Below are 19,111 nucleotides of genomic sequence, written 5' to 3' on the forward strand. Positions count from 1 at the left end.
CCGCGCGTCGCCCCGGCGTCACGGCGGCGTTCCCGAGGCCCGCGTTGACGGGCCCGCGACGCCGCGGTGACAGGCGGCGCGCATCCTGCGGTGGTGGAGGCACCCGAGGAACACTCCGGCACCATGGTTCTCCGTGCGTGGTTGGAAGGCGGCGATCCGGACGCCCTTCGGGTCCGCGTTCTCTGCACGATCGGGACGCACGAAGCCGAACGGCTCGCCGTGACGTCGGCGGAAGAGGTGCTCGCGGCCGTGCAAAGGTGGCTGGAAGCGCTCGGATCAGGGCCGATGACGTTTTCGTGACGCCCTGTTGACGCCACCCGATCGATAATTCCCCGTAACGTTTCGCACCGGGATCGCGAATTGTCTCAACGGCGGGGTGGATCCGACGGTGCCGGCGTAGGTTGGGGAGCCGATGCGCACTGAAGCAACACAGATCGTGACACTGCGACTGCTCAAGGGTTTCGCGCTGCTCGTGGGGGAAGACCGGGTGCCGGTGTCGTCGAGCGCGCAGCGGCTGCTCGCCTTCCTCGCCCTGCAGGACCGGCCCCGGACGAGAACCTACGTGGCGAGAACGCTGTGGCCGGAGGCGACGACGCCCCGCGCGAACGCGAACCTGCGCTCGTCGCTGTGGCGCGCGTCCCGCACCGGCCACCAGGTCATCGACGCGTCACCGAGCGAGATGGCGCTGGCGGGCAACATCACGGTCGACATCCACGACGCGGTCGCCCGCGCGCACTGCCTGCTCGACAAGTCCTGCCTGTGCGACGACATCCTCACCCGCCAGACCCGCGACGACCTGTCCGCCGACCTGCTGCCCGAGTGGTCGGACAACGAGTGGGTGCTGATCGAGCAGGAGCAGTACCACCAGCTGCGGCTGTACGCGCTGGAGGCGATGGCGAAGCGCCTGACCACGGCCGGCCGCCACGGCGAAGCGGTGGCGGCCGGCCTGGCGGCGGTGCGCGCGGAGCCGCTGCGGGAGAGCGCGCACCGCGTCCTCATCGACGCCCACCTGGCGGCCGGCAACCGCGCGTCGGCCCAGCACCAGTACGAGCAGTGCCGCCGCACGCTGCTCGAAGAACTGGGCCTGGAACCGTCGGACTCCCTCCGCCACCTCCTGCCGCACATGACCGCGCACTGATTTCGTGAATCACCGTCCACAACGGACTACGTGCATTGTGAAAACATCGATGACCGGCATTTCCGGATCGCGTTGCCGCGCTTTCTGGGCGAAATCGCGGCCGGGCTGACGGAATCCGGCGCTCAGGACTCCGGGACCACACTCACGTCGTACTGGCGGGCGATCGCCCGGTTGTAGCGGGCGAAGGACTCCCCGATCACGCGCAGCTCGTCCTCCGGCACGCCCGTGAACATCTCCGCCAGGTTGGCGCGGCGGCGGTCGTGGACGCGGCGGGCGCGCGTGCGGCCTTCCTGCGTCGCGACGACGATGCCGCGGCGGCGGTCCTCCGGGGCCGGGGTGCGCTCCACCAAGCCCGCCGACGTCATCGCCGACACCTGGCGGCCCACCGTCGACGGGTCCAGGCCGAGCCTCGCCGCGAGCGTCGTGATGTCCGCCGGGCCCGTCACCTCGAGCGTGCGCAGCAGGAGGTAGCCCGCGCGGTCGAGGTCGTCGTAGATGTCGGTGCGGCGGCTGAGCAGCTCGAAGTTGCGCACCATGACCGCGGTGTGGGCCTCGATGAGGTCAAGCGCGTCCATCCCGTGAACCTACCCTTCGGCCGATTGCCCGGGCACACCTGATATCGGTACCATACCGATAATTGTCGGCATGATACCGACATCGGACGGCGGAGGTAGGAGCAGTCACTCGGATGGGACGCGCGTCGGCGGCGGTGCACCGGATCAGGGACAAGGCGATGGGCTCGGACCCGGGGCTGACCAGGCTGTGGAGCGCCGTCTCGGCCGCCGTCGCCATGACGACCGGCCTGGCCGTCGAGTACGGCTACGCGACGCTGACCGGCGCCGGGCCGCAGGCCACGCTGGTCGCCGTCCTGCTGGGCGCCATCACCGCGATGATGGGCTCGATGGCGCTCAGCGGCTCCGCGGCGTGGCCGAAGGTGGGCACCGCCGCGCTGTTCCCCGTCGCGATGGGGCTCGGGATGGTCGTCGGCGTGCTGGTCGCGCCGCACACCGACCTGATGCTCGCGGTGTTCGTCGTCGTCATGTTCGCCGCCGTGTTCGTCCGGCGGTTCGGCGTGCCGTTCTTCTTCTACGGCTTCATGGTCTGGATGGGCTACTTCTTCGCCGCGTTCCTGCACGCGACGCTGCCCGCGCTGCCGGGCATGCTGCTCGCCGTCGTCATCGCGAGCGCCTGGGTGCTGCTGCTGTCGCTGACGGTTCTGCGCGGCAACCCGGCCCGCACGCTCGCCCGCACGCGCCGCGCGTTCGGTGCCCGGGCCCGCGAGGTCGTCCGGCGCTGCGCGAACCTCCTGGCAGCCGGGCCGGACGAGCGGCTCACGCGCCGCGTCCACGCGGCCCAGGCCCGGCTCGCCGAGACCGCCCTGATGATCGAAGCGTGGTCGGCCGAGGTGCCCGTGCTGCCGGACGCCGTCCCCGCGGCCTCGATCCGGCGCACCACGATGGACGCGCAGCTCGCGATCGACCTGCTCGTCACCGCCTGCACGCAGCAGGCCGGCGCCGACCCGGACCTGGTGGCGGCCGCGGCCCGCGTGCTCGACCTGTTCGCCCGCAACGACTACACCGCCGCCGGACGCGCCGCCGAGGCGCTCCTGGCGCGGGCGGGCACGTCCCCGGTCCGGCTGGTGGCCGTGGCGGTCGACGACTACCTCGGCGTCGTCCGCCGCGCCGACCGCGACGGTCTCGCCGGCACCGGCGAATTCGAGCCCGCGGTGACGATCGCGATGGGCGCCTTGCCCGGATCGGCCGCGGCGGCGGGTGACGTCGAACCGCGCGGACGGGCGTGGAACCCGTTGCGGCGCCTGGACTTCACGACCCGGCAGGCGGTGCAGGTGGCCGTGGCGGGCGGGCTGGCGATCGTGCTCGGGCGGCTGCTGTCCGAGCAGCGCTACTACTGGGCGGTGATCGCCGCGTTCGTCGCGTTCACCGGCACCGCGACCCGGTCGGAGGTGTTCCTCAAGTCGGTCAACCGCGTCGTGGGCACGCTCGTCGGGCTGGGTGCCGGCATCGGGCTCGCCCACCTGACGGCCGGGCACACCGCGGCGGTGCTGGCGGTGATCGTCGGCAGCATGTTCTGCGGCTTCTACCTGCAGCGGCTCTCCTACGCCTACATGATCTTCTTCGTCACGATCATGGTGAGCCAGCTCTACAGCGTGCTCAACGAGTTCTCCGCCGGGCTGCTGGTCCTGCGGCTGGAGGAGACGGCGATCGGCGCGGCCGTCGGCGTCGCGGTCGGGCTCGTGCTGACGCCGCTGAGCACCCGCGACACCGTCCGCACCACCGAACGCGCCCTGGCCCGCACGCTCGGCGAGCTGCTGGACGCCGTCGCGGACCGCATCGAAGGCCACGCCGGCACCCCGGACCTCGACGCCCGGGTCCGGGTGCTGGACAACGATCTGCGCCAGCTCCGGCTGGTGGCCGCACCACTCGTCGCGGCCGTGCCGTGGGGCGGCGGCTCCCGCACCATGCGCCACCGCCTGACGCTGACGGCCACGCTGGTCCAGCACACCCACCGCCTGGTCGCCCACCTGCGCCGCGGCGGCGACCGGTCCCTGGCCGCCCCGGCCCGCGCGCTGGCCGACGTCGCGGAGGCCGTCGCCGAAACCGGCGAACCGGCCGCGCCGCTGGGCCTCGCGGAGGTCGCGCTGGCGCGGCACTGCTCCCGCGCGGACGAGCCGGTGCTGCTCGAGCTGATCCACCTGCGCCGGCTGCTGCACGAGCTCGCCACCGGCGACGAGCCGGGCCACCTCCCGGAACCGGCACCCCCGCGCGTCACCCCGATCCACGGCCGCGTCCACGGCGCGACGGGCACGCCGCTCCCCCGCGCCACCCTGACGTTGGTGGACGCCCACGGCGGCCAGACGGCCCGCGCAATCTCGGCGGCCGACGGCAGCTTCGCGCTGGAAGCACCCCGGGCAGGCACGTACGTCCTGATCACGGCGGCGGCCCGCCACGCCCCGGCCGCGTCGACCGTCCTGGCCTGCGACGGCCGGACGGTGGTGCACGACATCTGGCTGGCCGCGGGCCGGACCTCCTCGGTCAGGGCCTGCAGCGCGGTCCCGGTCCCCGGCAGCCCTCGCGAGCCGATTTGTCGATTCCGGCCTCGCCGTTGACCGCCGGGTCCCGCACGGTCGGTTCACCGCGACAACAGAGGTCGACCCGTGGCCGCGATCTCCGGTGCCGCGGTCGCGCTGAACAGCCATGAGGCCGGGGAAAGCGCCGAGCCCACCGACATCGGCAGCGTCGCGCCGAACCAGCACGTCATGATCGCCCGGGTGACCGCGACCGTCGACGCCGGCGCGGGCGCGGTGGGAGTCTTTCCGGGCACCGCGAGCACGTGTGCGGAACTCGGCCTGCAGGGAGCGCGGCAGTGAACGTCATGGGAGTCGCCCCTCGCCGAGGCGAAGTCGACGGTCCCGCGCCCGGCGACGAACTCGTCCCCCACCCCGATGTCGTCATGGACCGCGGCTTCGGCCTGCCCGCGCCGCCCGAGCGGGTGTGGCCGTGGTTCGCGCAGCTCGGCAAGCACCGCGCCGGCTGGTACCTCCCCCGCTGGGTCGAGACGCTCGTGCCGCGGAGCCGCCGCGGTCTGCGTCACCTCGATCCCGCGCTCCAGCACCTGGGCCCCGGCGACGTCATCGACGACTGGGGTGGCCGCGACGCGACGTTCGAGATCGTCACCCACGACCCGCCGCGTGCGCTGGTCCACCGCTCCACCCGCGGGCGGCTCGAGATCAGCTGGGCCATCCGGCTGACCGCCGAAGCCGGCGGCACGCGCGTCCACCTCCGCTTCCGGCTGGCCGGTGCCCGGCGGCCGCGGCTCGTCGAGTACTTCGGCGGCTTCGTGGACCTGCTGACCGTCGCCGGGCTGGCCGCCGGGCTCCGCGAGCGGGTCACGTGACTTCCGCGAGCCGCTCCTGCACCCGGGCGTGGCGGAACTGGTAGACGCCGCCCGTCTGCCGGAGGACGCCGCGGCGGTGGGCGTCGTCGAGGAAGTGCATGAGGCGCCACGGGAGCCGGCCCGTCGCCGCGAGCCAAACGTGGTGGACGAAGTAGGTGCCCCACGCGCGCGTCACCAGGACCGCCAAGCCGATTCCCAGGCCGAAGCACACGCCGACCACGAAGGGCGCCACCGGGTTCGTCGCCGGCGGGAACACCTGGCCGCCGGCGATCGCGCCCGCCAGGCCGTAGCAGACCGCCGCGACGCCGCGGCCCATGAACCACCCGAACAACGCACCCGCCAGCCCGCCCGCGACGGCCAGCGCCAGGTCGTAACGACCACCCAGCACGGGCAGGAACCGCGTGGCCGCCGTGAACGCGAACGCCATCCCGTCGAACAACCCCAGCGAAACCAGGAAAGACAGGGACAACGCGATCGCCCCGGTGCGTTCGTTGCGCAGGATCGTCCGCGGGCTCGACACGCGGCTGGCGTCGACCGGCTTCGCGAGCCACCCGTGCACCGCGAACACCAGCCCGAACACGAGCGCCAGGAAGACGACCAGACCGGGGGCCAGCGACCAGCCCAGGCCGAGCAGAACGCCCACCACGGCACCGATCGCGAACCGCCCGGCGAACTTCCCGGCGGCGCCGGCGAACCGCACCTCGGTGCGCAACGGCTCCGGCGCGCGCCCGAAGCGGTGGGTCAGGTAGGCGGCGCCCCCGAAGGACAGGCCGTAGATCGCGGCCAGCGCCGGCCCGTCGTCCACCCAGCCGGTGACGACGAAGAACAGCGCGACCAGCACGCCGACCAAGCCCGACCGGGTCCGCACGGGCACCGACCGGTAGAGCTGCCACCAGGCCAGGTCACGGCTGCGCGCGCGGTCGAGGTACCGGGCCAGGAACCCCAGCCAGCGGGTCGCCTGCGCCGCGGTGTACCGCCCGGACGGGCTGATCTTCGGGTTCCGCCCGGGAGACCCGGGCACCTGCGCGTAGGCGTTGGGGAGGAACGAATCGAGCAGCCGCCCTTCGAGCGCGGCCGCGTCTTCGGCGGCGAGCAGCTCCGAGGGGTCCGCGCCCGGACGGCCGTAGCCGATCCGGGCGAGGTCGACCATCAACGGCGTCCGCAGCACCCGGCCCAGCGGCCCGTCCGGTTCCCGGCGCAGCCGGTCGGCCACCGGGCGCCACCGGTCCCGGCCGGCGCCCTCCCGTGCGGAGAGGTAGGTGACCGCCTCCTCCCGGGCGACGGGTTCGAGCCGCACCACGGTGGCGGCGCTCATGACCGTCGCGGACTCGTGCGCGACCTGTTCGTACTCGGCGGAGCGGCAGGTCAGCACCAGCGAGCGGCCCACGGACATGGTCTGGTCCAGGGCGTCGAGCGCCGTGACGCGCAGGTCGGCAGGCATCTCGTCGAGGCCGTCGAGCACCGGGACGACGTGCCCGCCGAGGACGAGCTTCGTGGGGGCGTCCGGCCCGTACCGGCGGGCGTTGAGCAGCGCCGGGTGGTTGTCGGCGAGCCGGCCCGCGAGCCACCGGTCGAGGTGCTCCCGCCGCGGATCCCAGGAGGCCAGCGAAAGCAGCACCGGGACCGGGCTGCCCGGGGCCCGGGTGCGCAGCAGCTCCAGCGTCAGCATCAAGGCGAGCACCGACTTGCCGGAGCCGGGATCGCCGAGCACGACCAGCTGCCGCTCGGGCAACCCCGTGAACGTTTCCGCGATGTCGCCGAGTGCGCCGTGCCGCTCGCCCCGGAGGGCCGACCAGCGCAGGGCGATCGGCCGCGGCCGGTGCAGCGAGCGCAGCTCGGCCTCCGCACGCCACTGCCACGTGACGGCTTCGGCCAGCTCGGTGACCGCGCGGTCGAAGGAGTGGTGCTCCGCCGGCGGTTCCGGCGCGGGCGCGGGTTCGCTCGGGGCCGCCTCGGCGAGGATCCGGTCGTGCAGCCGCCGCAGGTCGGGGTTCGGGTCGACGCCGAGCTCGTCGGCCAGCCGCCCGCGCAGGCCGTGGAACACCGTCGACGCTTCGGCGTAACGGCCTTCCTGCGCCAGGGCACGCATCAGCAGCAGGTGCGACAGCTCGCGCATCGGGTGCTCGCCGCAGAACTCGGTCAGCTCGCGGACGACTTCGCCCGTTTCGCCCAGCCGCAGCCGCCATTCGGCGCACAGCTCCACGGCGTCGGCGCGCTGTTCGTCGAGCACCGCGGCCCGGCCGGCCAGCGTGGTCGTCCGCAGCCCGTCGAGCGCCGGGCCCCGCCACAAGGCAAGCGCGGCACGGATCTCTTCGACGGCGTCGACGAGTTTCGCCTGCCCGGCGAGGCCCCGCGCCGCCGCGACGTGCCGGCGGAACCGGAGCGAGTCGAGGTCCTCGACGCCGGTCTGCAGGCGGTAGCCGGGACCGTCGGTGAGGATCATCCCGCCGGTCTCGCCGAGCCGGCTCCGCAGCGCGGAAACGCAGTTGCGCACCTGCTTCGCGGCGGTCGCCGGCGGCTCGTCCTCCCAGAGCGCGTCGATCATGCGCTCCACCGGGACGACGGCGTTCGCGTTGAGCAGGAGAACGGCGAGCGCGCGCTGCTGGCGCGGGCTCGCCAGGGAGATCCGGTCCCCGTGCGCGCGCACTTCCAGCGTCCCGAGAATCCGGAACCTCATCGCATCCCCCTCGTGTGCCCGGCCGACGCCCTCGGGAACGCGCTGGTGGAGCCCGGAATGCCGGCGCGAGGACGAAACGAGGACGGCGTCGGGAACCCTAGGGCCACGGCGGAAGAGGGGGAATGCCGGGGCGACCCGGTGGCGGGCGCGTCGTTGGGGGTCGCGCCCTCCACCGGGACGCGGCTCGTCGTAGTCTGCGCTGTGCCGGTCACGCCGACTCGCGGGGAGCAGGTCATGTCGAGCAGCACGGACGTCGTCATCGCCGGGGGTGGGCCGGTCGGGCTGACCCTCGCCCACGAGCTCGGGGCCCGGGGCGTCGAGTGCGTCCTGCTCGAACCGCGGCCGGAGCCGAGCCTGGCTTCGCCGCGGTGCAAGCAGATGAACCCGCGCTCGATGGAGATCTTCCGGCGGCTGGGCATCGCCGGCGCCGTGCGCGACAACGCGCGGCTGCCGTTCGGGTGGGCCGATTCGGCCGTCTTCTGCACCTCGCTCACGGGCTACCGGCTCGAGCGCTTCGACGGGGTCTTCGCCCTCAGCGACGTCCAGCGGACCGAGCTGGCCGAACCCGCGCTCTGGTGCGCGCAGAACCACGTCGAGGAGGCGTTGCGCGACACCCTCGCCCGGCGGGAGACGGTCGACGCGCGCTGGGGCTGGAGCCTGACCGGCGTCGACCAGGACGCCACCGGCGTCACCGCCACCGCGACGGACGACGCCGGGCGCGAGCACGTGGTGCGCGGGAAGTACCTGGTCGGCGCGGACGGCGCGCGCAGTACCGTGCGGCGGTCCTGCGGAATTCCGCTGACCGGGCGGAGCCACGAGATCCGCAACGTGCAGGTGATCTTCGACGCGCCGGGGCTGGCGGCCCGCCACGGCCTGGGCCGCGCCGTGCAGTACTGGGTCGTCGATCCCGAGGTCAACGGCCTGATGGGCACGCTGGACACCGAAGGCCTGTGGTGGGCCATCATCATCAACGCCCCGGAAGACGCCGACGCCGCGTGGTACGAGCGCGCGGTCCACCGGATGATCGGCGCCGAGGAGCCCCTCACCGTCACCGCGACCGATCCCTGGACGGCCCGGATGCTCGTGGCCGACCGCTACCGGGACGGCCGCTGTTTCCTGGCCGGCGACGCCGCCCACCAGAACCCGCCGTGGGGTGGCTTCGGCGCCAACACGGGCATCGGCGACGCCGCCGACCTCGGCTGGAAGCTCGCGGCCGCCGTGCACGGCTGGGCGGGCGCGGCCTTGCTCGACTCCTACGAGACCGAACGCCGTCCCATCGCGCAGCGGGCCATCGCCGAAGCCGTGCGCAACATGCAGGTCCTGACCGGTGAACTGGCCGTGCCGGGCCTGACCGGCGACGGCCCGGACGGCGAGGCCCTGCGCGCCAAGACGGCGGAGCAGATCCGGCAGGCCAAGACGGCCGAGATGTACACCTTGGGCTTCGTGCTCGGCACCGCGTACCCCGATTCACCGCTCGTCGTCCCCGACGACGGTCCCGCGCCGGCCTCCACCGGTTCGGAGTACCGGCCGTCCGCCGCTCCGGGCCACCGGCTGCCGCACCAGTGGCTCGGCCGGGACCGGTCGCTCCAGGACGAGTTCGGCCCCGGCTTCACGCTCCTGGAGATCGCCGCGCCGCCCGCACCCGAGTGGGAAACGGCCGGGGTGCCCCTCAAGCGGTACCGGCTCAACCGCCCGGACCTGCACGACCTCTACGCCGCCCGCTACGTCCTGGTCCGCCCGGACGGCTACGTCGCCTGGCGCGGCGAGTCCTCCCCCGGTGACCCACGGGCGGTGCTGGACCAAGCTCGGGGTGGTCAGGACAGGCCGCGGTAGAACGCCTGGTGCCGTTCGGCGGCCGCCGGCCAGGTGTAGCGGCGGGCCAGCGCCCGGCCGGGTGCCGGATCGGTGCCCGCCAACGCCGACCGCAGTTCGCGGGCGAAGCCGGGTGGGTCCGCGGCGAACCGGGCCGCCCCGCCGAACACCTCGCGCAGCACCGGCAGGTCGCGGGTCACCACCGGTACCCCGGCCGCGAGCGCCTCCATCGCCGCCAGGCCGAAGCCCTCCTTGGTGGACGGGAAGGCGAACACCGCGGCCGACGCCACCAGTGACGGCAGTTCGTCGTGCGCGACCGGGCCCAGCACTTCCGGGGTGACGCCCAGCTCCGCCGCGCGCTTCTCCCAGCGGGTCCGGTAGTCGCGGTAGTCGAAGAGCGTCTCACCGCCGGCGATGAGCAGGCGGACGTCCGGCTCGGCCAGCAGCGCGTACGCCTCCAGCAGGTCCAGCGAACCCTTGCGCGGCTCGATCCCGCCCACCGCCAGGACGTACCGGCCACGCGACGACGAACGCTCAGCCGTGGCGAACCGGTCGTAGTCGACACCGTTCGGGATGACCGTCGCCTCGATGCCCCAGCCCTCGCGGACCTCCGCCGCGACCGCCTCCGACACGCAGAGGTGCGCGTACGGCCGGACGATCGCGCGTTCGTGGCAGGCCGCCAGCTCCGGCGTCGTGAAGGTGTCCAGGTGGTGGATCGTCCGGACGCACCGGTCGACCGCGTTGGCGCTGATGCAGTCTTGCGCGTGCACGACGTCGTACTCGCCGGGCGTGAACGCCGCGCGCAGCACCGCGATCGACCGCAGGATCCGCTCCCCCACCGACTCGCCCGGCACGTCCGGGAACGGCACGATCGACAACCGCACCCGCGGGTCGACCGGCCGGAAGAACCCGTCGTCGCCGCCACGGCCGAGCGTCCACACCGTGACGTCCTCGCCGAGCGCCGCGAGGGCCTCGGCCAAGGCGAGGGTGTGCACGACCCCGCCGCGTGGCTTCGTCGAGTAGCTCAGCAGGGCGATGCGCATCAGGCCTCCCGGTATGCCGCGGGTTTCCGTTCCCCCAGGTGGTGCAGTACGCGCCGGGCGTTGGCGATCTCCAGCTCGACGTCCAGCTCGGCGACCGCGATGCCGGCCTTCGACCACGTGCGGGCCAGGATTTCGCCGCCCGGGCCGACGACCTTGGCCTGGCCGAGGAACCGCATCCCGCCCATCGCGCCGGTCTGGTTGGACGAAACCAGCACGACCTGGTTCTCCGCCGCGCGCGCCTGGTCGTAGAGGTCGAACAACCGCGACTGGCGGTCCTGCGCCATCCGCGGCGCGCGGTTGGTGATGCTCGTCGGCCACGCGCTCAGGCACGCGACGACGTCGGCGCCGTCGACCGCGAGGGACCGCGCCGACTCCGGGAACGTCTTGTCGTAGTCGATCAGCATGCCCAGCCGCCCGACCGGCGTGTCGAACGCGGCGAACGCGTCACCCGGCTCGTACGCGACGCTCTCCCCCGGCGGCTGGTGCACTTTCCGGTGCCGCCCGAGCACCCCGTCCCCGGTGACGCACACCGCGGCGTTGTAGCGGCGCGGCCCGTCGGCTTCGCAGTAGCCGAGGCAGACGACCATCTCCGCGGCCAGGGACGCGACCGTCTTCAGCTCCGCGCAGTCCGGGTCGAGTGCCGGGGGCAGGGCTTCGGGGTCGGGGTGGCGCAGGTCGGCGAGGTAGCCGCCGAGCGCGGCGTCCGGCAGCACCAGCAGTGCCGCGCCGGACGAGCGCGCGTGGTCGATCAGCGTCGCGATGCGCTGCAGGTCGAAGTCGAGGTCGCGGCCGAAGTGCGCGGCGACGGCGGCGATCCGGATCTGCCCCATTCACGGGACACTAACCGGGTAGGCGTCGGGCCGTCTGTCCGCCAGGTGCCCCATCGAGCGGCGCGCCGTGGCCAGGGCCTCGGGGACGTCGATTTCCGCGATGGCCATGCCCTCGGTGACACCGGTGTCGGCGAGGATCTCGCCGCCGGGGTCGACGATCTTCGCGCTCGAGACGAACCGGAGGTCGCCGAAGGCGCCGGACTGGTTGGCCGAGAGCCAGACGATCTGGTTCTCCAGCGCGCGGGCGCGGTCGAACAGGTCGAACCGGCGTTTCCAGCGGTCCTGCGCGAGGTCGGCGGCCGGGTTGGTCCGGCTGCCGGGCCACGCGCTCATGCAGACGACGATCTCGGCGCCGTCGAGCGCGAGGGCCCGCGCGGACTCCGGGAACGCCTTGTCGTAGCAGATCAGCATGCCCAGCCGCCCGACCGGCGTGTCGAACGCGGTGAAGGCGCGCCCGGCGCCGTAGCTGGCGTTCTCGGCGAGCGGCTGGTGCACCTTGCGGTGGTGGCCCAGCACTCCGTCGCCGGTCACGCAGACCGCGGAGTTGTACCGGCGGTCGTCGTCGAGTTCGCAGTACCCGGCCGTGACGACGAGGTCGCCCGCCAGCGCGGCCAAGCGCCGGATCTCCGGCCCGTCGGCGGCGAGCGCGGGCGGCCCTTCGGCCCCGCCGTCGAGGTTGGCGAGGTAGCCGCCGAGGGCCGCCTCCGGCAGCGCCAGCAAGCGCACGCCCTCGGCCTTCGCTTCGCCGATCAGCTTTTCGATGCGCGCGAAGTCGCCTTCGAGGTCGCGGTCGAAGGGCGCGGCGACCGCGGCCATCCTGAGTGTCGTCATGAGTTCCCCAATCCGGTGACGCCGCCGTCGATGGCGGGCGTCCGTTCGCCGTCGGGCCAGCGCAGCGTGACGCCGGTGCCCGCGACCAGTTCGCCGCAGTCCGCGGTGACCGCCGGGCCCGCCGGCGCGGGCGCGCCCGCGGTGAGCATCGCGAAGCCCGGGAAGCAGGTCAGCCAGTCCCCTGTGGACGCTCCCCGCGGCCGGGGCACGCCCTCGACGTCCAGCACCGCGCCGCAGCCGGACGCTTCGGCGAGCATCCCCAGCGTGCCCGCGATGCCGGCCATCGAGACGTCCTTGGCCGCCGCCGGTTTGGCGGCGGCGACCGAGCCGAGCAGGGCACGCAGCTCGGGTGTGCGGCGGAAGCTCGTCGAGTCCCACTGACGTCCGGTGTAGCCGGGCCGCCAGCCGCCGCCGAGGTCGGCGGTGAGCCAGACGCCCTGTCCCGGCTTCCCGCCCCCGCCGGGCACGGGTTCGGTGGCGCGGCCCAGCGCGGTGACCGACAGCGAAGCCGGGACGCCGAACTGGGTGTGCCCGCCGAGCACCGGCACGCCGTACGCCTCACTCGCTCTCCGCAGTCCACTGAGGACACGGGCGGCGAAGGACGCGTCGCGTGCGCCGAGCGCGTCGAGCAGGCCGGTCGGGGTGGCCCCCATCGCGGCCAGGTCGTTGAGGTTGACCAGCACCGAGCACCAGCCCGCCCATTCCGGGTCGCGCTCGACCATGGACGGGATGATCGCGTCGCAGGCCGCGACGACGTCGGTGCCGGGCAGCGGGACGCCGTCGTCGCCGACGAAGCCCGGTACGCCGGTGAGCCCGCGCAGCAGCGGGCCGAGCGCGGCCTTGGTCGCCCTCGCCAGGGCGGCGATCCGGCCGATCGGCCACCGCATGAGCACGTGGTCGTGGCCGGCGACGGTCACCGGCCGCACCCGCTGCCAGCCGAGCCGCGTGAAGAGCCGTTCCGTGCGGGTCTGCACGGTGGCCTCGAACCGCAGTGCGCCTTCGGTTTCGGCTCGCGCGCAGGCCGCGCGGACCAGCGCCGAGCCGATCCCGGGTGGCGACCCGGGCGCGACGACCAGGCGGCCGCCCTGCCACCAGCCGAGGTCCGGGCCGTCGGTGGCCGGGCCGAGCCGGACGCCGCCTCGCACCTCCCCTGACGCGTCCCGGGCGACCAGGACCAGGGTGCGCGGGTCGGTGTCGTGGTCGTCGAGGTCGTGCCCCACGAAAAGCCCTTGCCGGGCCACGAAAGCCTCGTGCCGCAGCGCGCGGTACGCGCTCAGTCCATTGTGGTCGGCTTCGGCGATGGCGAACGCCGGGCGCGCGGCGACGCTGCGGACGTCGCCGAGCAACGCGAGGATGTCGTGGTCCACGTCAGCCTCCCGCCGCGCTGAGCAGGCCGCAGGCACCGCACGCGGCACAGCCCGCACCTTGGTCGGCGCCGGTCATCCCGGCCGCGCGGAGCAACGCCGCGATCCGGCTGGTGACTTCGGCGACCAGCGACGGCGAAGGGGCGACCTCGCCGTCCCGCCGGGCCAGCGTCCCGGCCATCGGCCGCATCGGCACGGCGAACGGGTAGACACCCCGGTCGATGAGCCTTCCCGCGCCTTCGACCAGCTCGTCCGGGTCCTCGCCGAGCCCGATCAGCAGGTAGGTCGAGACCCGGTTGCGGCCGAAGACCCGGACCGCCTCCGCCCACGCGGCTTCGTACTCCGCCAGGGGAACGGTCGACTTGCCCGGCATCCAGCGCCGCCGGACCTCGTCGTCGAGGGACTCGACGTGGATGCCGATCGACGTCGCCCCGGCGTCCCGCAGGTCCTTCAGGACGCCGAGGTCGCCCGGCGGCTCGATCTGGACCTGGATCGGCAGGCCCGGGACGGCGTCGAGCACCGCCCGGACGCACCGGACGAGGTGCCGGGCCCCGCGGTCGGGCCCGGACGTCGTCCCCGTCGTCATCACCATCTGCCGGACGCCGTCGAGCCGCACCGCCGCTTCGGCGACTTCCGCGAGCTGTGCGGGCGTCTTCGCGGCCACTGTGGACCCCGCCCGCAGCGACTCCTCGATGGTGCAGAAGCGGCAGCGCTGGTCCTCGGCGTACCGGATGCACGTCTGCACGACGGTCGTCGCGAGGACGTCCTTCCCGTGCATCAGGGCGATCTTCGGGTACGGGACGCCGTCCGAAGTGGACAGGTCGTAGAACTTCGGCCGGCCCACCGGCGTCACGCTGAGGCCGAGGTCGATGGTGTCGCGGAAGATCCGCCCTTCGCGGACTTCGTACGGGCTGTCGGAGTTCAAGGGCAGCGTGGCGTTGGCACCGTCGACGACCAGATGCCCGTCGTCGCTCGGCCCAGCGCCCTTGCTGCGCTGCACAGGTGCGTCCACACGCACCCCGCGGACGGCGATGTCGGCGCGGGTGTCCAGATCTTCTTCGATGCCAACGCGCATGAGCCGCTCCCTAGAACATGTAGGTGGAGTTGATGATCGCGCCCTTGCGCGCGTAGTGGATCAGCGCGTCCTGGACGTCGAGGGGGTGCGTCGGGATGACGCCCTCGATGAGGTCCTCCTCGCGCGCACCGTGCAGCGACAGGCCGAACCGGCAGCAGTAGGCCTTGCCGCCCTCGCTGATGAACGTCTTGAGCTGGTCGTTGATGTTCAGCTCGCCCGGGAACGCGGCGTTGCCGGTGGTCGGGAAGCCGCGCGTGGCCAGGCAGTTCAGCGAACCCGGGCCGTAGAAGTAGATCGCGGCTTCGAAGCCCTTCCGCAGCGCGCGGGTCGCCTGCAGGATCGCGACGAAGCTCACCGACGACTCGTGCGCGATGCCGTGCACGAGGGTGAAGTAGCTCTGGCCGGGTTCGGCCTGGTAGTCCGGGAAGACCTTGGTCCCGCCGTACAGGTTGGAGCCCTGCGGCAGCGACGGGTGCGGGATCTCGTCGAGGCTGGTCTTCTCGGTCTCGGTCAGCTCTGCCATCGGTCTATTTCCCTTTCTTCGGTCCGTACAGCACGTCGAAAGTGCCGCGGAAAACCATTTCGGCGAGCTCGCCGTCGCCGGCCGCGGCGGCCAGCTTGGCGAGTTCGCCCTCGTGATCGCCCCACGGCTGGTCGGAGGCGAACAGCACGCGGTCGTGGCCGAGGCCGCGCCGCGAGATCTCGTCCACGAGCCAGCGGGGGGTGAAGCCGATCGCCCAGGACAGGTCCGTGTAGACCTGCTTCCCCGCGGCGATCCAGTCGAAGAACCGGCCTCCGACGAGTTTGATGTGCCCGCTCATCCCGCCACCGAAGTGCACGAGGTGCAGCTTGACGTCGTCGGCGTAGGCGTCGACGAGCTTGCCGACCTCGTCGATGTCCGACGCCGCGCCCGGCGAGGTGTGGACGTGCACGACGAGGTCGTGCGCTCGCGCGGTGGCGAAGATCTTGTCCAGCTGCGGCTTGCAGGCCGAGTCGGACGCCTTGCCCCCCAGCAGGAAGCTGAGCTTCAGGGCTCGCACACCGGGTTCGCCCACCAGCTTCAGGGCGGCGTCGGTCCGGTCGGCGTCTTCGGCCCGCGGGGACACCCACAGCGCCGCGCTGATCCGGTCGTCCTTGCCCGCCGCCTCGACGCAGAGTTCGTTGAAGGAGAACGCGATCGCCGGGTCCGGGACGCCGTAGTTCGGGATCACCAGCGCGCGTTCGGTACCCTCGCGGTCCAAATCGGACAGCAGCTCGCCGATCGTCGCGCGGCTGCCGATCGCGGGGGCGACCGGCGGGCCGCCGTAGAACGGGTACGCCGGCAGCACGCCCAGGTGCCGGTGGGCGTCGTTGGTCCAGCGCATCACGCCACCGTCCTCGGGGCGACCCAGTCGTCGTCGGCCGGGTAGGTGCTCGCCGGCGTGCCGGAGAGCCACCGGACGTCCCCGCGGCCGCCGCCGGTGATCCGCCGGGCCAGGTACTCCGCGTCCGCGGCGACGCCGCAGAACCGGCCGGAACCCCAGGTGTGCTGCCACGGCAGGCCGAGGAAGTACAGGCCGGGACAGCTGGTGACGCCGCGGTGGTGGGTCGGGTAGCCCTTGCCGTCGAAGACCGGGACGTCGATCCAGCGGTGGTCACGGCCGAAACCGGTGCTCCAGACGACCGCCGAAAGCGCTTCCGTGTCGAGGGTGCGAGGGCCGTCCGGCGGTTCCCAGACCGGCTTGTACCGTTCCTCCCGTGGCGCCGGAACACCGTTCTCGAGCAGGTACGCGTCGATGGAGTCCTTGATGCCTTCGGACACCGCGTCCGCGCTGTCGAGGTTGCGGCGCAGGTCGTCCGCGAAGCTCAACTGTCCATTTCGGACCCCGGTGAGCCGTCCGTAGAGCTGCATGCCCTCGGTGGCGAAGGCGCGCAGGTCGATGTCGTGCCCGCCGTCGCGGCCGGTGACGTAGTGGTTGGCCCGGAACCGGACGGCGTCCGCGTCGGCGAACTCGTCGATTCCCCGGGCGTAGTAACCCATGTCGTCGAGCCAGGCGACGACGTCCCGGCCGCGGTAGCGCCGCGCCACCCGCGGCGCCGACCCGACGGCGAGGTGCACCCGCCGTCCGGCCAGGTGCAGGTCTTCGGCGATCTGGCAGCCGGACTGCCCGGTCCCGACGACCAGCACGTCGCCGTCGGGCAGCTGCGCGGGGTTGCGGTACTCGGCCGAGTGCAGCTGGACGACGTGGTCCGGCAGCCGTTCGGCCAGGCGGGGTTTCAGCGGCACCTGGTACGGGCCGGTGGCCAGCACGACGTGGTCGGCGGTCAGTTCGCCGGCCGACGTCGTGAGCCGGAAGCCACCGCCCGGCAGCTGCCGCAGCCGCGTCGCTTCGACGCCCTCGTACAGCGGGACGTCGAACTCCTTCACATACGCCTCGAGGTAGGCGACGATCTCGTCGCGGACCATGAACCCCTCGGGATCATCACCCGCGTAGGGGAATCCGGGCAGCCGGCACTGCCAGTTCGGCGTGACCAGGCAGAAACTGTCCCAGCGGCGGGTCCGCCATTCGTGCCCCGCGCGCTCGCGTTCGAGCACCACGTGCCCGACCCCGGCGGAGGTCAGGCAATGGGACATCGAAAGTCCCGCCTGGCCGCCGCCGACCACGATCACCGGCCGATGCAAGCCGTCGAGCTGGAAGTTCATGCCGAGCAGTTCACCGGGCAGGTATTTCCGAACGGTTTCATCCGGAACATCGGCGTGTTACCAGAACCGCGGTGAGTAACGCTTCCCCTGCCGTGCGTTTAACACCGTCCCGGCGCCGTTCATCGCCGCGGCGTGGCTCTGACCGTCACCAGATCGGTTGCCACAGGTCGCAGTGGTGGGCGGCCGCGGTGTCGTCGAGCCGGACGGCGCCCGGGGCCAGGCTGAGGACCGCGCGGGAGTCCGGGGTCATCGCCTGCTGGGCCGGTACGCCTTGCGCCGACGGCACTCCGGTGCGGGCGAAGCTGCTCCAGTAGTCGATCATCGTCTCGGCCAGGTGGGCGCGGCCCGGTTCGCCGACCTCGTTCTTCCCGCCGAGGTCGAACAGGTACGGCAGGTCGGTCGCGTGGGCCGCGCCGTGGCTCAGCTCGCCGCTCGGGGTGCCGGTGACGTCCGGCGGGTCCGGGTCGGCGAATTCGTAGCCGTAGACCCGGGTTTTCGCGGCCAGCTGCCGGTCGGCGGCGAGCGTGCGGCAGCTCCACGCGCTGTCGGTGATCACGTGGGCCCACGCCACCGGCGCCGAGGGGAACGCGGTCAGCGGGTAGCGCTGCAGCACCTGCGGCGCGTTCGCCCCGAAGGCCGCCGCGACCAGCCGCGGGTAGGTCTGCGGGGTGATCGCCTGCGGATCGGCGGCCACCGCCGCCGCGACGAACGAGTTGTGCTCGTCGTGGTTCCCGCCCGACAGCACCGGGATCGCCGCCACCTTGCCGTCGCGGACCGCGGCGGCGGGGTCGGCCGGCAGCAGGTCGGTGCCGTAGCTGAGGTGGTCGGAGAAGGTCTGGGTGATCTTGGACAACGCCGCAACCGGCAGGCCGCGGAGGCAGTCGAGCGGCTCGGGTTGCGGGCAGCCCGCCGTCTTCGCCGCTTGGAGCCCGTCCTGCTGCGTGGTGGCCACCGGCTTGTACGGCGTTTCGGCCGGGATGCCGGGGAACAGGCCGCCCGCGGGCCAGCTCAGCGCGCACGACCCCGAGGAGATGGCGATCCGCTGGACGAGCCCCGCCGCGGCCGGGGAGGTCAGCAGCGCGCAGGCGGCCATGCCGCCCGCGGACTCGCCGAACACCGTGAGGTTGCCGGGGTCGCCGCCGAACGCGGCGGCGTTGTCCTTGGCCCAGCGGGTGCCCGCGAGCTGGTCGGCGAACCCGAACGTGCCGGAGCCGCCGAGCCCGGGCAGGCCCAGGTAGCCGAAGACGCCGAGCCGGTAGTTGACCGTCACGACCACGACGTTCCCGCGGTCGGCGAGGCGCTGCGCGTCGTAGTCCGCGCCGGAGCCCGAGGTGAACCCGCCACCGTGCCACCAGACCATCACCGGCAGCTTCGCACCGGCTCGCGCGCCGCGGGGCGTGGTGACGTTGAGGAACAGGCAGTCCTCCGCGTCGGAGGGTTTCGCCCCGGGCGTGGACGCGGTCTGCGCGCACGACGGTCCCGCCTCGGTCGCCTCGACGACCCCCGGGGCGGCCGGCGCGGGCTGCGGCGGGGTCCAGCGCCGGGCGCCGGTGGGCGCGAGCGCGTAGCGGACCCCGAGGAACTGCCGCGTCGACGCGGTGGCCAGGCCGTGCAGCTTGCCGCTGGTGGTGTCGACGGTCAGCGACGCGTCGCCGGTGTCCCCGCTCGAACACCCCGACAGCACGACGACGGCCGCGGCCAGCACCGCGATGGTGCGTTTCCGTGATCCCCCGGTCTTCATGA

Annotated in this window: 16 protein-coding genes; 5 read left to right on the plus strand and 11 right to left on the minus strand. The window is 73.2% G+C overall.

What is annotated here, in order from left to right; translation table 11 throughout:
* The first annotated feature begins 436 nt into the window (after positions 1-436).
* Complete coding sequence (locus ACYVLJ_RS35610) at positions 437-1,138, plus strand: AfsR/SARP family transcriptional regulator (RefSeq protein WP_451976645.1); 702 nt, start codon at positions 437-439, stop codon at positions 1,136-1,138.
* Positions 1,139-1,260: 122 nt separating this feature from the next.
* Here the strand turns inward: ACYVLJ_RS35610 and ACYVLJ_RS35615 are convergent, their stop codons facing one another.
* Positions 1,261-1,713 (minus strand): MarR family winged helix-turn-helix transcriptional regulator, encoded by a 453-nt coding sequence (locus ACYVLJ_RS35615; protein ID WP_451976642.1) that lies wholly within the window; start codon positions 1,711-1,713, stop codon positions 1,261-1,263.
* Between the two features lie 113 nt (positions 1,714-1,826).
* Here ACYVLJ_RS35615 and ACYVLJ_RS35620 point away from each other — a divergent pair, with 113 nt between their 5' ends.
* The 3 genes from ACYVLJ_RS35620 to ACYVLJ_RS35630 are packed head-to-tail and all read left to right on the plus strand — an operon-like array spanning position 1,827 to position 5,053.
* On the plus strand, positions 1,827-4,265 hold the full coding sequence (locus ACYVLJ_RS35620) for an FUSC family protein (protein ID WP_460441991.1): 2,439 nt from the start codon (positions 1,827-1,829) through the stop codon (positions 4,263-4,265).
* A gap of 48 nt (positions 4,266-4,313) precedes the next feature.
* Positions 4,314-4,526, plus strand: a complete 213-nt coding sequence (locus ACYVLJ_RS35625) for a hypothetical protein (protein ID WP_460441992.1) — start codon at positions 4,314-4,316, stop codon at positions 4,524-4,526.
* Entirely contained in the window at positions 4,523-5,053 is a 531-nt protein-coding gene (locus tag ACYVLJ_RS35630; RefSeq protein WP_460441993.1) for an SRPBCC family protein, read from the plus strand. The genes ACYVLJ_RS35625 and ACYVLJ_RS35630 overlap by 4 nt, the downstream gene beginning before the upstream one ends.
* On the opposite strand, the gene ACYVLJ_RS35635 is transcribed toward ACYVLJ_RS35630, so the two are convergent.
* Positions 5,046-7,730 carry a BTAD domain-containing putative transcriptional regulator gene (locus ACYVLJ_RS35635; protein ID WP_460441994.1) on the minus strand — a complete coding sequence of 895 codons (2,685 nt, stop codon included), beginning with the start codon at positions 7,728-7,730 and terminating at the stop codon, positions 5,046-5,048. The genes ACYVLJ_RS35630 and ACYVLJ_RS35635 overlap by 8 nt on opposite strands.
* Positions 7,731-7,964: 234 nt before the next feature.
* Between ACYVLJ_RS35635 and ACYVLJ_RS35640 the strand changes: the two genes are divergently transcribed.
* Entirely contained in the window at positions 7,965-9,563 is a 1,599-nt protein-coding gene (locus ACYVLJ_RS35640; RefSeq protein WP_460441995.1) for an FAD-dependent monooxygenase, read from the plus strand.
* Here the strand turns inward: ACYVLJ_RS35640 and ACYVLJ_RS35645 are convergent.
* The 9 genes from ACYVLJ_RS35645 to ACYVLJ_RS35685 form a co-directional block, all read right to left on the minus strand.
* Positions 9,545-10,585: an MSMEG_0565 family glycosyltransferase gene (locus ACYVLJ_RS35645; protein WP_460441996.1), complete on the minus strand. Its 1,041-nt coding sequence runs from the start codon at positions 10,583-10,585 to the stop codon at positions 9,545-9,547. The genes ACYVLJ_RS35640 and ACYVLJ_RS35645 overlap by 19 nt on opposite strands.
* A complete protein-coding gene (locus ACYVLJ_RS35650; protein WP_460441997.1) occupies positions 10,585-11,415 on the minus strand; it encodes a carbon-nitrogen hydrolase family protein in 831 nt (276 codons plus the stop codon). The genes ACYVLJ_RS35645 and ACYVLJ_RS35650 overlap by 1 nt, the downstream gene beginning before the upstream one ends.
* Entirely contained in the window at positions 11,416-12,246 is an 831-nt protein-coding gene (locus ACYVLJ_RS35655; RefSeq protein WP_451976619.1) for a carbon-nitrogen hydrolase family protein, read from the minus strand.
* Positions 12,243-13,613 carry an MSMEG_0567/sll0787 family protein gene (locus tag ACYVLJ_RS35660; protein WP_460441998.1) on the minus strand — a complete coding sequence of 457 codons (1,371 nt, stop codon included), beginning with the start codon at positions 13,611-13,613 and terminating at the stop codon, positions 12,243-12,245. The genes ACYVLJ_RS35655 and ACYVLJ_RS35660 overlap by 4 nt, the downstream gene beginning before the upstream one ends.
* A gap of 1 nt (position 13,614) precedes the next feature.
* Positions 13,615-14,685 (minus strand): MSMEG_0568 family radical SAM protein, encoded by a 1,071-nt coding sequence (locus ACYVLJ_RS35665; RefSeq protein ID WP_460441999.1) that lies wholly within the window; start codon positions 14,683-14,685, stop codon positions 13,615-13,617.
* Between the two features lie 10 nt (positions 14,686-14,695).
* A complete protein-coding gene (locus ACYVLJ_RS35670) occupies positions 14,696-15,208 on the minus strand; it encodes an MSMEG_0572/Sll0783 family nitrogen starvation response protein (protein ID WP_003073383.1) in 513 nt (170 codons plus the stop codon).
* 4 nt (positions 15,209-15,212) lie between these two features.
* Positions 15,213-16,049 carry an amidohydrolase family protein gene (locus tag ACYVLJ_RS35675; protein ID WP_460442000.1) on the minus strand — a complete coding sequence of 279 codons (837 nt, stop codon included), beginning with the start codon at positions 16,047-16,049 and terminating at the stop codon, positions 15,213-15,215.
* Positions 16,049-17,368: an MSMEG_0569 family flavin-dependent oxidoreductase gene (locus ACYVLJ_RS35680; RefSeq protein ID WP_460442001.1), complete on the minus strand. Its 1,320-nt coding sequence runs from the start codon at positions 17,366-17,368 to the stop codon at positions 16,049-16,051. The genes ACYVLJ_RS35675 and ACYVLJ_RS35680 overlap by 1 nt, the downstream gene beginning before the upstream one ends.
* A 145-nt stretch (positions 17,369-17,513) precedes the next feature.
* Positions 17,514-19,109, minus strand: coding sequence for a carboxylesterase/lipase family protein (locus ACYVLJ_RS35685; protein WP_460442002.1), 1,596 nt, complete (start codon positions 19,107-19,109; stop codon positions 17,514-17,516).
* Between the last annotated feature and the right edge of the window lie 2 nt (positions 19,110-19,111).

The organism is Amycolatopsis stemonae, assembly GCF_054781455.1.